The 12,963-nt window shown below is 65.6% G+C and carries 10 protein-coding genes; 8 read left to right on the top strand and 2 right to left on the bottom strand.

Annotated features, from left to right (window positions below; genetic code table 11):
• Positions 1-17: 17 nt before the first annotated feature.
• Together ACE10Z_RS00560 and ACE10Z_RS00555 are read right to left on the bottom strand one after the other, a co-directional pair.
• Positions 18-857 (bottom strand): phytanoyl-CoA dioxygenase family protein, encoded by an 840-nt coding sequence (locus ACE10Z_RS00560; protein ID WP_375786208.1) that lies wholly within the window; start codon positions 855-857, stop codon positions 18-20.
• 210 nt (positions 858-1,067) lie between these two features.
• Complete coding sequence (locus tag ACE10Z_RS00555; RefSeq protein ID WP_375786207.1) at positions 1,068-2,138, bottom strand: DUF2336 domain-containing protein; 1,071 nt, start codon at positions 2,136-2,138, stop codon at positions 1,068-1,070.
• 347 nt (positions 2,139-2,485) lie between these two features.
• Here ACE10Z_RS00555 and rimP point away from each other — a divergent pair, with 347 nt between their 5' ends.
• The 8 genes from rimP (at position 2,486) to pnp (ending at position 12,828) form a co-directional block, all read left to right on the top strand.
• Positions 2,486-3,262 (top strand): ribosome maturation factor RimP, encoded by a 777-nt coding sequence (rimP, locus tag ACE10Z_RS00550; RefSeq protein WP_375786206.1) that lies wholly within the window; start codon positions 2,486-2,488, stop codon positions 3,260-3,262.
• A gap of 3 nt (positions 3,263-3,265) precedes the next feature.
• The gene (gene nusA, locus ACE10Z_RS00545) at positions 3,266-4,879 is read left to right on the top strand and encodes a transcription termination factor NusA (RefSeq protein WP_229196788.1); all 1,614 of its coding nucleotides are present in this window, start codon (positions 3,266-3,268) and stop codon (positions 4,877-4,879) included.
• A 15-nt stretch (positions 4,880-4,894) separates the two neighbouring features.
• Positions 4,895-5,581, top strand: a complete 687-nt coding sequence (locus ACE10Z_RS00540; protein WP_375786205.1) for an RNA-binding protein — start codon at positions 4,895-4,897, stop codon at positions 5,579-5,581.
• Between the two features lie 107 nt (positions 5,582-5,688).
• Positions 5,689-8,391, top strand: a complete 2,703-nt coding sequence (gene infB / locus ACE10Z_RS00535; RefSeq protein ID WP_375786204.1) for a translation initiation factor IF-2 — start codon at positions 5,689-5,691, stop codon at positions 8,389-8,391.
• Positions 8,392-8,565: 174 nt separating this feature from the next.
• A complete protein-coding gene (gene rbfA / locus ACE10Z_RS00530; RefSeq protein ID WP_342725348.1) occupies positions 8,566-8,976 on the top strand; it encodes a 30S ribosome-binding factor RbfA in 411 nt (136 codons plus the stop codon).
• Positions 8,976-10,085, top strand: coding sequence for a tRNA pseudouridine(55) synthase TruB (gene truB, locus ACE10Z_RS00525; protein ID WP_375786203.1), 1,110 nt, complete (start codon positions 8,976-8,978; stop codon positions 10,083-10,085). The genes rbfA and truB overlap by 1 nt, the downstream gene beginning before the upstream one ends.
• Positions 10,086-10,087: 2 nt before the next feature.
• Complete coding sequence (rpsO, locus tag ACE10Z_RS00520) at positions 10,088-10,357, top strand: 30S ribosomal protein S15 (protein WP_016844725.1); 270 nt, start codon at positions 10,088-10,090, stop codon at positions 10,355-10,357.
• 314 nt (positions 10,358-10,671) lie between these two features.
• Positions 10,672-12,828 carry a polyribonucleotide nucleotidyltransferase gene (gene pnp / locus ACE10Z_RS00515; protein ID WP_375786202.1) on the top strand — a complete coding sequence of 719 codons (2,157 nt, stop codon included), beginning with the start codon at positions 10,672-10,674 and terminating at the stop codon, positions 12,826-12,828.
• Positions 12,829-12,963 lie beyond the last annotated feature (135 nt).

Here is a 12,963-nt window from a genome sequence, read left to right as displayed (position 1 = left end):
GCCCGGGCATGACGCGGCTACTGATTGGCCATCCGCGCCTTCCTGACGTCGGTGGCCTCCCAGACCATGCGCTTGCCGCGTTCGCGACCGAGCAGCTCGATCGGATCGTGATTGTCGATGTGGCCGAACTGGCCCTTGTAGACGCTGTAGCCGCACAATTCCTGCAAGCGGCGCGGAAAGCGGGCTGCGGTCTCGCGTGGAATTCCGAGCTGCAGATTCTCCTGCTGGCGCATCCAGCCCCAGCAATAGGCGCAGGAAAAGGCAAAGCGCCTGGCGTCGCTGGTGTTGGCGCCGCCGCCATGCCACAGCGCGCTGTCGAACAGCATGACGCTGCCCGCCGGCATGGTCGCGGTGACCGCGTCATAGTCCTTGCCGTATTCCGGCGACGAATCCAATTTGTGGCTGCGCGGAATGATCCGCGTCGCGCCGTTGTCGTCGCGGAAATCGGACAGCGCCCAGATCGCATTGATCGTGATCGGGATATGCGGTCGCGGCAGCGGGATCAACTGGGTATCTTCGTGGATCGGCTGCGCCTCCTGGCCGGGGCCAAGCACCAGCGAGCAGAACGACGACAGCAGGCATTCCTTGTCCAGCACGCGCTCGACCACCGGTAGCACGTTCTCATGCAGCGGCACCTCCCAGAACAGATCGTCATAGGTCAGGAGGTTGTTGATGCGCAGCGTCTTGAAACCCTCGAACGACGTCCTGGCAGGTGCGAGATTGTGTTCGCTCTCGATTCTTTGCACGGCGTCCTTCAACCCCTCGACCAATTCCGGCGAGGCGGCGTGCGCGATCACGGTATACCCGTCGTCGCGGATCCGCTCGGCGTGCGATTGGATGTCGGCGTCCGTCAGCATGGCGATCTCCCCGTTGGCGCTATGTCGCGCCTTGTGGAAAGCATAGCGGGTCAATTTGAAATTGGGAGGTATTTGATAGTCCCGTCACCCTGAGGAGCGCGCTCGCGCGCGCGTCTCGAAGGGTCGACGGCCCGACTGTGGCCGTGCATCCTTCGAGACGCGCCTGCGGCGCTCCTCAGGATGACGGAATCGAGAGCTTGTTGGTGTTGGCTAGCGCGACTTCCAGAAATCCACGACACGCTGCGCGGTCGACGGCATCAGGCGGACGAAATTCACGCGCGCGCCTTCGATATCGGCCGGCGACGGCACGCGGTTCGGCCCGAGCCGCATCAGGATCAGGGCGCGCACGGTCGGCCATTCGAACCCGACCGTCTTGCTGGCGATCAGGATCGGATCGTAGCGATCGCCGGAGATCAGGCGATCGAGCGTGACGATCTTCACGCCGGTCATCGCCGCGAGCGCCGCCACGCATTCCTCATATTTGAAGGCCTTGGCGAAGCCTGCCACCGCGGCCTCGTTCAATTCGCCGGCGCGATGCAATGCCAGGATCGCGCGCTGCGCGGCTGCGAAGTCGCGGCCCTCGACCTGCGCGACGACGCCTTCGATCTCGTTCATCGCCAGCTTGATCTCGGCCTGCCGTTCCGGCTTGGCGACGACCTGCAACCGGCGGCGGATCACGTCGATCGAACCGGCCAGCAGGCTCTTCAGATGCACGGGCGGAAGATCGTCACGGCGGCCGATCCGCAGCGTCAGCACGCCATCCTGACCGGCGCGCCGCACCAGCGTCGTGAAGGACGCGTCCGAGAACGCCGCGCCCGCATTGCCGGCGGCGCATCGGATCACATCGCGATCGCCGCGACGGACGATGACATCGGTCAGCGCGGTCGAGAGCTTCGACCGCTCGGCCATCGCCAGCAGATGGCCCTGGCCCTTGGCATTGGCGATCTCGACCAGCACCTTTTCGTCGATCACCGGCGACCGGCGCAGCACCGGCCCCGCGATCGCGACCTCGTCCTCGCGGGCGAGTTGCCCGACCAGATGCCGCGGCGCGTTGGCGAGCGGCGCGAGCCGTTCGGCGAGATCGATCCGCGCAGCCAACTCGGCATGCGGGACCAGACTGGTCAGCACCCCGTCGAACAGGTCGATATGGTCGGGGCGAAAGCTCGCGGCACCCTGCAGGAACAGCTCGCCGAGCCGCCGCGCGGCCTCGGCGCGGCGCTTGGGGTCGCCGCGGCGAACGATGTCGTCGAGTTCCGGGATCAGCGCGGGGGCTGTCGTCATGAGCCTTGTCCAATCGGCGACTTCTGCCGATTTTCGGCAATCTATGGCCCCGTTCGTAAACGGAGGGTTAGGTCAAACCTGCACCCCGGAGCCCCCAAAATCGCCCTCCGCCGGGCCGGGAGGCCTTGCCGGACCTGGGCAAAAGGGCTATATCCACCGCAACTTATGGTATCTCATACGATCGCGTAGGAGAGTGGGCCCCCCGGGACCCGCTCTTTTTTATTACCTGACGGGACCCAGCGAGGCCGGGTCCAGTTTAGGTAGCGTTAGCGGCCCCTTAAGGCCACCTGAACAACACAACAGACCTCAGACAACCCATAGCCCTTAGACAGCCTTTGACACTGGATATGACCGATCCGACCGCCACGCCCGTGGACACCGAACTGCTCGCCGAGCCGCGGCTCGTCGTCGAGCCCGGGGTCGCGGCGCGCGTCGCCGCGGTCGCAGTCCCGGTGCTGCAGGGCATGGGCTATCGCCTGGTGCGCATCAAGGTCTCGGGCGACGCCGGCTGCACCGTGCAGATCATGGCGGAGCGTCCCGACGGCTCGATGCAGCTCGAGGATTGCGAGGCGATCTCGCGGGCGCTGTCGCCGGTGCTCGATGTCGCCGACCCGATCGAGCGCGCCTACCGGCTGGAAATCTCCTCGCCCGGCATTGACCGGCCGCTGGTGCGCCGCTCCGACTTCGAGCGCTACACCGGGCATCTGGTGAAGATCGAGATGGCGGTGGCGCATCAGGGCCGCAAGCGGTTCCGCGGCCTGCTCGCCGGCGTCGAAGGCAACGCGGTGCGCATCAAGCGCGACGATCCGCGCCCGACGGAGGACGCCGAGGTTCTCCTGGTGATGGAGGACATTTCGGACGCACGGCTGGTGCTGACCGACGAGCTGATCGAAGAATCGATGCGCCGCGGCAAGGCCGCCGAGCGCGAGCTGCGCCGCGAGCTCGGCCTCGCGCCGCCGCAGCCGGCTCACGCGAAGAAGAGCGATCCTGCGAAGAGCCAGAAGCCGAAACCCAAGCCTGCTCAGAAGCCCGGCATCAAGCCGGCTCCGACCAACACCAAAAAGCACCGCCTGGCCGCCGAACGCGCGCGCCGTGGCGAGATCGATCCATTCGAAGGAGACTAAGCCATGGCAGTCAGCGCCAACAAACTCGAACTGCTGCAGATCGCAGACGCAGTTGCGCGCGAAAAGTCGATCGACCGCTCCATCGTGATCGCGGCGATGGAAGACGCCATCGCCAAGGCGGCGCGCGCCCGCTACGGCAGCGAGACCGACGTCCATGCCGAGATCGACGCCAAGAAGGGCGAGCTGCGGCTGACCCGCCACATGCTGGTGGTCGATGTCGTCGAGAACTCGTCCAACCAGATTTCGCTGCATGATGCGCAGCGCGCCAATCCGGGCGCCCAGGTCGGCGACACCATCGCCGACACGCTGCCGCCGCTGGAATATGGCCGCATCGCCGCGCAGTCCGCCAAGCAGGTGATCGTGCAGAAGGTGCGCGAGGCCGAGCGCGACCGGCAGTACCAGGAATTCAAGGACCGCATCGGCGACATCGTCAACGGCATCGTCAAGCGCGTCGAATATGGCAGCGTGATCGTCGACCTCGGCCGCGGCGAGGCGATCGTGCGCCGCGACGAGATGCTGCCGCGCGAAGTGTTCCGCAACGGCGACCGCGTCCGCGCCTATATCTTCGACGTCCGCCGCGAGACCCGCGGTCCGCAGATCTTCCTGTCGCGCACCCATCCGCAGTTCATGGCGAAGCTGTTCGCGCAGGAAGTGCCGGAAATCTATGACGGCATCGTCGAGATCAAGGCGGTCGCCCGCGATCCGGGCTCGCGCGCCAAGATCGGCGTGATCTCGCGTGATTCCTCGGTCGACCCGGTCGGCGCCTGCGTCGGCATGCGCGGCTCGCGCGTGCAGGCCGTGGTGAACGAGCTGCAGGGCGAGAAGATCGACATCATTCCGTGGTCGCCGGATATCGCGACCTTCGTCGTCAACGCGCTGGCGCCGGCTGAAGTCGCCAAGGTCGTGATCGACGAGGACCGCGAGCGCATCGAGGTCGTGGTTCCCGACACCAACAACCAGCTGTCGCTGGCGATCGGCCGCCGCGGCCAGAACGTCCGCCTCGCCTCGCAGCTGACCGGCTGGGACATCGACATCCTGACCGAGCAGGAAGAGTCGGAGCGCCGCCAGGCCGACTTCGAGAACTCGACCCGCGTGTTCATGGAAGCGCTCAATGTCGACGAGGTGGTCGGCCAGCTGCTCGCCTCCGAAGGCTTCACCTCGGTCGAGGAACTCGCGCTGGTCGACGTCAAGGAACTCGCCGGCATCGAGGGTTTCGACGAGGAGACCGCCACCGAGCTGCAGACCCGCGCCCGCGAATATCTTGAGCAGCTCGAGGCTGAACTCGAGGCCAAGCGCAAGGAACTCGGCGTCGAGGACGCCATGAAGGACGTGCCCGGCATCACCGGCAAGATGCTGGTGAAGCTCGGCGAGAACGACGTGAAGACCGTCGAGGATCTGGCCGGCTGCGCCACCGACGATCTGGTCGGCTGGACCGAGCGCAAGGAAGGCGGCGAGCCGACCAAGCATGCCGGGTTCCTCGATGGCATCGAGGTCTCGCGCGACGAGGCCGAGGCCATGATCATGCAGGCCCGTCTGAAGGCCGGCTGGATCACCGAGGCCGACCTTGCCAAGCCTGCTGAGGAGGCCGAGGCCGCCGAAGCAGAAACGGCGTCGTAAGGAGATGCCCCACGGATGCTCGCTCAGGCTGACCCCGATCTCGACGATGGGCCGCGGACGCAGAAGTCCGCGACCACGCGGATGTGCGCGGTCAGCCGCGAGGTGCATCCGATCGACGAGCTGATCCGGTTCGTCGTCGCGCCCACGGGCGAGGTGATCCCGGATCTCAAGCGCAAGCTGCCCGGCCGCGGAATGTGGGTTTCCGCATCGCGGCGCAGCGTTGCGGAAGCGGTCCGTCGTCACCAATTTAGCAAGGGATTCAAGCGCGATGTCCGCGTCGCGCCGACCCTTCCCGCCGACACCGACGCCCTCCTGATCCGCAGCGTCACCGAGGCCCTGGCGATGGCTGCCAAGGCCGGTCAGGTGGTCGCGGGCTTCGGCAAGGTCGAGGACGCACTCAACCGGAACGAAACTGCAGCCCTGATCCACGCTTCGGACGGCGCAGCGGACGGAATCCGTAAATTGGACGCGATCGTCAGGCAAAGGGGCGAAAAACGTGGTGAATCGCCAGTAATTGCCGTCGTCAATGTTTTGACGTCGGAAGAATTGGATTTGGCACTTGGGCGGTCAAATGTGATACATGCTGCGCTGCTCGCGGGCCCGGCGAGCAAGACGTTCCTGTCGCGCTGCCAGTTGCTGGTCCGATACCGGATGGCCGACGACGACAAGACCGCCGAAGCGGCCAGAAATTCCAGAGCCTGATCCAGGAAGGCGGATGCCGTCTTTCCGACCGGATCATGCTCAGCAAACGACGACAGTTGAAGGATTTGTGCGGCATACGCACAGCGAAACGAGATTAGGACTGCTGAATGGTTGATACCAAGACCCCTGGCGACAAGACTCTGAGTGTCCCGAGCAAGACGTTGTCGCTGAAGCCGCGCGTCGAGACGGGCACCGTGCGCCAGAGCTTCAGCCACGGCCGGACCAAGCAGGTCGTGGTCGAGAAGCGCGGCAAGCGTCGCGCCGGTGGCGATGGTCCCGGCGAGGCGCATGCGCCGGAACCCGTGGTTGCAAAGCCTGCGGCGCCTGCCCCCAGACCGCCGCAGGGCCGCCCCTCGGGCCCGCCTCCCGGCCAGCAACAGCGTAACACCCGCTCCGGCGTGGTGCTGCCGACCTTGACCGAAGACGAGCGTTCCGCGCGTGCCAGCGCGCTTGCCGACGCCCGTCAGCGCGACATCGAGGAGCGCCGCCAGGCCGAAGAGGAAGCCAAGCGCCGCGCCGTCCGCGAGGCCGCCGAGAAGGTCGAGCGCGAGGCCGCCGAGGCCCGCCGCAAGGCGGAAGAGGAGCGCCACCGCCACGAGGAAGAGGCCAAGCGCAAGGCCGAGGTCGAGGCCAAGCGCCGCTTTGGCGAGGGCGAGGCCAAGCCCGGCGCGCCAGCCGCCGCCGCACCGGCCAGGCCGGCCGCAGCCGCTCCCGCATCTGCTGCTCCGGCAGCCCGGGCGCCGGCAGCCCGCACGACGACCACGACACCTGCGCGCACGCCGGCCACCGCGCCGAGGCCTCCGGGGGTTGCCGCAGAGGCGGACGAAGACGAAGGTCCGCGCCTGGTGCGCCGCCCCGGCGGCGCCGTGCGTCCCGTCGCGGCCCCGAAGACCACCCAGAAGCCCGGCCCGCAGAAGCAGCGCGGACGCCTCACGGTCGTCACCGCGCTCAACGCCGACGACGTCCGCGAGCGCTCGATCGCCTCGTTCCGCCGCCGTACCCAGCGCCTGAAGGGTCACGCCGCGAACGAGCCAAAGGAAAAGCTGATCCGCGAAGTCGTCATCCCGGAAGCGATCACGATCCAGGAACTCGCGAACCGCATGGCGGAGCGCGCAGTCGACGTCATCCGCATGCTGATGAAGCAGGGCGCGATGCACAAGATCACCGACGTGATCGATGCCGACACCGCGCAACTGATCGCCGAAGAACTCGGCCACAGCGTCAAACGCGTCGCCGCGTCCGACGTTGAGGAAGGCCTGTTCGACGTTGTCGACGATTCCACCGACACCGAGCCGCGTTCGCCAGTGGTCACCGTCATGGGCCACGTCGACCACGGCAAGACCTCGCTGCTCGACGCGCTCCGGCACGCCAACGTGGTGTCGGGCGAAGCCGGCGGCATCACCCAGCACATCGGTGCCTATCAGGTGACTTCGCCGGAAAGCGGCAAGAAGATCACCTTCATCGATACGCCCGGCCACGCCGCGTTCACCGCGATGCGCGCCCGCGGCGCCAAGGTCACCGACATCGTCGTGCTGGTGGTCGCGGCCGACGACGGCGTGATGCCGCAGACGATCGAGGCGATCAACCACGCCAAGGCGGCCAAGGTGCCGATGATCGTGGCGATCAACAAGATCGACAAGCCCGATGCACGGCCGGAGCGCGTGCGCACCGAATTGCTGCAGTACGAGGTGCAGGTCGAATCGCTCGGCGGCGATGTCGTCGACGTCGAGGTCTCGGCCAAGAACAAGACCAATCTCGACCGGCTGCTCGAGATGATCGCGCTGCAGGCCGAAATCCTCGACCTGAAGACCAATTCGCAGCGTCCGGCGGAAGGCACCGTGATCGAAGCCAAGCTCGATCGTGGCCGCGGTCCGGTCGCGACCGTGCTGGTACAGCGCGGCACGCTGCGGATCGGCGACATCATCGTGGCCGGCGCCGAGATGGGCCGCGTGCGCGCCTTGATCTCCGACCAGGGCGAGAATCTCGACGAGGCCGGCCCGTCCGTGCCGGTCGAGGTGCTCGGCTTCAACGGCCCGCCGGAAGCCGGCGACCGTCTCGCCGTCGTCGAGAACGAAGCCCGCGCCCGCCAGGTCACGAGCTACCGCGCGCACCAGAAGCGCGAGAACGCGGCTGCCTCGATCTCCGGCATGCGCGGCTCGCTCGAGCAGATGATGTCGCAGCTCAAGACCGCGGGCCGCAAGGAGTTCCCGCTGATCGTCAAGGCCGACGTGCAGGGTTCGCTGGAAGCGATCCTGGGCTCGCTCGAGAAGCTCGGCACCGACGAAGTCGCCGCCCGCATCCTGCATGCCGGCGTCGGCGGCATCTCGGAGTCCGACGTCACGCTGGCGGAAGGCTTCAACGCCGCGATCATCGGCTTCTCGGTCCGCGCCAACAAGGAAGCGGCGGCCGCGGCCAAGCGCAACGGCATCGAGATCCGCTACTACAACATCATCTACGACCTCGTGGATGACATCAAAAAGGCGATGTCCGGCCTGCTCGCGCCCACGCTGCGCGAAACCATGCTGGGCAACGCGCAGATCCTGGAAGTGTTCAACATTTCCAAGGTCGGCAAGGTCGCGGGTTGCCGCGTCACCGACGGCACCGTGGAACGCGGCGCCAATGTTCGCCTGATCCGCGACAACGTCGTGGTGCACGAAGGCAAGCTGTCGACGCTGAAGCGCTTCAAGGATGAAGTGAAGGAAGTGGTCGCCGGCCAGGAGTGCGGTATGGCATTCGAGAACTACGGCGACATGCGCGTCGGCGACGTGATCGAATGTTACCGCATCGAGACGATCCAGCGCTCTCTGTAAGTCCAAATCTTACTAAGCGCAGATCTTACTAAGCGTTGGGTCCATTTGACTGAAAATGCGACGACGTGGCCGGACTTTAGTCCGGCCACCGGCGCATCGTCCGATTGAAAGCAAAGCTAGGACATTGATGCCCGCGGCCAAGGCCGGCGGGCGCTACGGTTTTGGAAGAAGGTCATGCCCCGTCAAAAGAAGAGTTCCAGCCCCGGCGGATCGCAACGTCAGCTGCGCGTCGGCGAAACGGTTCGCCATGCAGTTGCCGAGATTCTGTCGCAGGGTGAGGTCCACGATCCCGATCTGGAAGGCCACATCATCACCGTTCCCGAGGTGCGTATGTCGCCGGACCTGAAGCTCGCCACGGTCTACGTGATGCCGCTCGGCGGCCGCGACACCGACGCGGTGATATCAGCACTCGAGCGCAACAAGAAGTTCCTTCGCGGCGAGATCGCGCATCGCGTCAACCTGAAATTTGCACCCGACATTCGCTTCCGCGTCGATGAGCGTTTCGACGAGGCGGAGCGCATCGAGAAACTACTGCGGACACCTGCGGTGCAGCGAGACCTTGCACCCGATTCGGACGACGAGTGATGACTGTGATGACGACCAACGGCGTGATCGACGCGAAGGATGCCGACGCGCGCGACGCTGAGCGGGATGCCTTTGCCGGGCCGCGCACCGACGATGCGCGCCGCACCAACAACGACCCGCGCCAGAAGCACGGCAAGCAGAACCAGCAGCCGCGCCGCGACAAGCGCGACGTCCATGGCTGGGTGGTGCTCGACAAGCCGATCGGGATGACCTCGACGCAGGCCGTCGCCGTGCTCAAGCGCCTGTTCCAGGCCAAGCGCGCCGGCCATGCCGGCACGCTCGATCCGCTCGCCTCCGGCGGCCTGCCGATCGCACTGGGCGAGGCCACCAAGACGGTGCCGTTCGTGATGGACGGCCGCAAGCGCTACCGCTTCACGGTCAGCTGGGGCGAGGAACGCGACACCGACGACACCGAGGGACGGCCGGTCAGGACCAGCGAGAGCCGGCCGACCGCCGATTCGATCCGCCAGCTGCTGCCGCGTTTCACCGGGGTGATCGAGCAGATCCCGCCGCAATATTCGGCCATCAAGGTGCAGGGCGAGCGGGCCTATGATCTGGCGCGCGACGGCGAGACCGTGGAACTGAAGCCCCGCCCGGTCGAGATTCACGAATTAACCCTCGTAGAACATGGAGATAACGGACAGTCCGTGTTCGAGGCCGAGTGCGGCAAGGGAACCTATGTCCGAGCCTTGGCCCGCGATATGGGCCGGATTCTGGGCTGTTTCGGCCATATCTGCGCCCTGCGGCGGACCCTGGTCGGTCCGTTTACCGAGCGGGACATGATTCCGCTGGAACAGTTGGAGGCTTTATGCAATAGAGCCGCGTCTGGCGAGGGCAGCCTCGCCGACGCGCTTTTGCCCGTTGAGACCGCGCTGGACGACATCCCGGCACTGGCCGTCACACGGGCTGATGCGGCAAGGCTCCACCGGGGCCAGGCCGTTTTGTTGCGCGGACGGGATGCGCCCAATACCAGCGGCACAGTCTATGTCACGGTGGCAGGCCGGCTTCTCGCGCTTGCCGAGATTGGCAATGGCGAACTCATCCCCAAGCGCGTGTTCAACCTGAACGGACTGACTGCCAGTCCGGCTCGCAACAATGAAAGTAACTGACGATGTCGATTACCGCCGAACGCAAAGCGGAAGTCATCAAGACGAATGCCAACAAGGCCGGCGACACCGGCTCGCCCGAGGTTCAGGTCGCGATCCTGTCGGAACGCATCAATAACCTCACCGAGCACTTCAAGAGCCATGTGAAGGACAACCATTCACGCCGCGGCCTCCTGAAGCTCGTGTCGACGCGTCGTTCCCTGCTTGACTACATCAAGCGCAAGGACGAGGCGCGCTACAAGGCGCTGCTCGAGAAGCACAACATCCGTCGTTGATTTGAGAAGCACGCGCGCGAGGTTCGCGCGCGTTTTCGTATGGTCGTCCGTGAAATCGGGCTTTCGAATTGTCGAAAGTTGATCATGCGCAACAGCATGGCCATCGCGCCATGCACTAGCGTCCAGCAGCAATCCGGCCGCTGGACCGGGCAAGATGCCCAGATGACCGAAAGGATGGACGCCATCCGAAATCCAGGGACCATGGCAGGATCGCCGGATGCTGACCGCAGCAGCGCATCAGTGTCTCGCCGTCTTGGCATGGTCTTTGTGTTTCAGGGCGCCGTGCTTTCGTGAAACCATGAAAGAAAACCGAAATGTTCAATTCGCATTCCGTCGAGATCGACTGGGGTGGACGTCCCCTCAAACTTGAAACCGGCAAGATCGCCCGCCAGGCCGACGGCGCCGTGATGGCCACCTACGGCGAGACCGTGGTGCTCGCCACCGTCGTCGCGGCGAAGTCGCCGCGCGAAGGCGTCGACTTCCTGCCGCTCACCGTCGACTACCAGGAGAAGACCTACGCCGCGGGCCGCATTCCCGGCGGCTATTTCAAGCGCGAAGGCCGTCCGACCGAGAAGGAGACGCTGGTCTCCCGCCTGATCGACCGCCCGATCCGTCCGCTGTTCGTCGACGGCTGGCGCAACGAGACCCAGGTGATCGTCACCGTCCTGTCGCACGACATGGAGAACGATCCGGACATCGTGTCGCTGGTCGCCGCCTCCGCCGCCCTGACGCTGTCGGGCGCGCCGTTCAAGGGCCCGATCGGCGCCGCGCGCGTCGGCTTCGCCAATGACGAGTTCATCCTCAACCCGACGCTCGACGAGATGACCGAGACCCAGCTCGACCTGGTCGTCGCCGGCACCGCCGACGCCGTGCTGATGGTGGAATCGGAAGCCAAGGAGCTCAACGAAGACGTGATGCTCGGCGCGGTCATGTTCGGCCACCGCCACTTCCAGCCGGTCATCAACGCGATCATCGAGCTCGCCGAGAAGGCCGCCAAGGAGCCGCGCGATGTCACCACGATCGACAATTCGGAGATCGAGAAGGAGATGCTCGGCATCGCCGAGCAGGATCTGCGCAAGGCCTACGCGATCCCGGTCAAGCAGGAACGCTATGCCGCGGTCGGCGCCGTCAAGGAGAAGGTGCTCGCGCACTTCTTCCCGGAAGGCCAGGAGCCGAAATACGACAAGCTCCGCGTCGCCGGCGTGTTCAAGGAACTGGAAGCCAAGATCGTTCGCTGGAACATCCTCGACACCGGCAAGCGTATCGACGGCCGCGACGCCAAGACCGTGCGCAACATCATCGCCGAAGCCGGCGTGCTGCCGCGCGCCCACGGCTCGGCGCTGTTCACCCGTGGTGAGACCCAGGCGATGGTGGTGACCACGCTCGGCACCGGCGAGGACGAGCAATACATCGACGCGCTGTCGGGGACCTACAAGGAAACTTTCCTGCTGCACTACAACTTCCCGCCCTACTCGGTCGGTGAAACCGGTCGCCTCGGCGGCACCAAGCGCCGCGAGATCGGCCACGGCAAGCTCGCCTGGCGCGCGATCCACCCGGTGCTGCCGCCGCATCACGAGTTCCCGTACACGATCCGCGTGGTCTCCGAGATCACCGAGTCGAACGGCTCGTCCTCGATGGCCTCGGTCTGCGGCGCCTCGCTGTCGCTGATGGACGCCGGCGTGCCGCTGAAGCGGCCGACTGCCGGTATCGCGATGGGCCTGATCCTCGAAGGTCAGCGCTTCGCGGTGCTGTCGGACATCCTCGGTGACGAGGATCATCTCGGCGACATGGACTTCAAGGTCGCCGGCACCGACCAGGGCATCACCTCGCTCCAGATGGACATCAAGATCGAGGGCATCACCGAGGAGATCATGAAGGTTGCGCTTGGCCAGGCCAAGGAAGGGCGCATCCACATCCTGGGTGAAATGTCCAAGGCCCTGACCGCTGCGCGTGCCGAGCTCGGAGAATACGCACCGCGCATCGAGACCTTCAAGATCGCCACCGACAAGATCCGCGAAGTGATCGGCACCGGCGGCAAGGTGATCCGCGAGATCGTCGAGAAGACCGGCGCCAAGGTCAACATCGAAGACGACGGCACCGTGAAGGTCGCCTCCAATGACGGCGAGGCGATGAAGGCTGCGATCAAGTGGATCAAGTCGATCGCCTCCGATCCGGAGATCGGCCAGATCTACGAGGGCACCGTCGTCAAGGTGATGGAGTTCGGCGCGTTCGTGAACTTCTTCGGCGCCAAGGACGGCCTCGTCCACATCAGCCAGCTCGCGGCCAACCGCGTGCAGAAGACCTCCGACGTCGTCAAGGAAGGCGACAAGGTCAAGGTCAAGCTGCTCGGCTTCGACGATCGCGGCAAGACCCGCCTGTCGATGAAGGCGGTCGATCAGGAGACCGGCGAGGACCTCGAGGCCAAGCAGAAGACCGACGCGCCGGCGCCGCGCGAAGCGGCCGGCGAGTAAGCCTGTTTGGAATGAAACCACGAAGGGCGGCCGAAAGGCCGCCCTTTTTGTTTGATGCGATGCCTGAACGCGCCAGGCGCGACGCCGAGCAAGGCTCGCTGGCGGCAAACGGCTGCGCTAAAGCGCGATGAGATT

Source organism: Bradyrhizobium sp. Pha-3, from assembly GCF_042258615.1.
Lineage (GTDB): Bacteria > Pseudomonadota > Alphaproteobacteria > Rhizobiales > Xanthobacteraceae > Bradyrhizobium.
Note: the sequence above shows the minus strand (reverse complement) of the source record. Positions and strands in the feature narration are given on the sequence as shown.

Bases quoted from the DNA above. Each gene is read 5' to 3' on its own strand.
- ACE10Z_RS00560 (WP_375786208.1), bottom strand. From the start codon at position 857: ATGCTGACGGACGCCGACATCCAATCGCACGCCGAGCGGATCCGCGAC.
- ACE10Z_RS00555 (WP_375786207.1), bottom strand. From the start codon at position 2,138: ATGACGACAGCCCCCGCGCTGATCCCGGAACTCGACGACATCGTTCGC.
- rimP (WP_375786206.1), top strand. From the start codon at position 2,486: ATGACCGATCCGACCGCCACGCCCGTGGACACCGAACTGCTCGCCGAG.
- nusA (WP_229196788.1), top strand. From the start codon at position 3,266: ATGGCAGTCAGCGCCAACAAACTCGAACTGCTGCAGATCGCAGACGCA.
- ACE10Z_RS00540 (WP_375786205.1), top strand. From the start codon at position 4,895: ATGCTCGCTCAGGCTGACCCCGATCTCGACGATGGGCCGCGGACGCAG.
- infB (WP_375786204.1), top strand. From the start codon at position 5,689: ATGGTTGATACCAAGACCCCTGGCGACAAGACTCTGAGTGTCCCGAGC.
- rbfA (WP_342725348.1), top strand. From the start codon at position 8,566: ATGCCCCGTCAAAAGAAGAGTTCCAGCCCCGGCGGATCGCAACGTCAG.
- truB (WP_375786203.1), top strand. From the start codon at position 8,976: ATGACTGTGATGACGACCAACGGCGTGATCGACGCGAAGGATGCCGAC.
- rpsO (WP_016844725.1), top strand. From the start codon at position 10,088: ATGTCGATTACCGCCGAACGCAAAGCGGAAGTCATCAAGACGAATGCC.
- pnp (WP_375786202.1), top strand. From the start codon at position 10,672: ATGTTCAATTCGCATTCCGTCGAGATCGACTGGGGTGGACGTCCCCTC.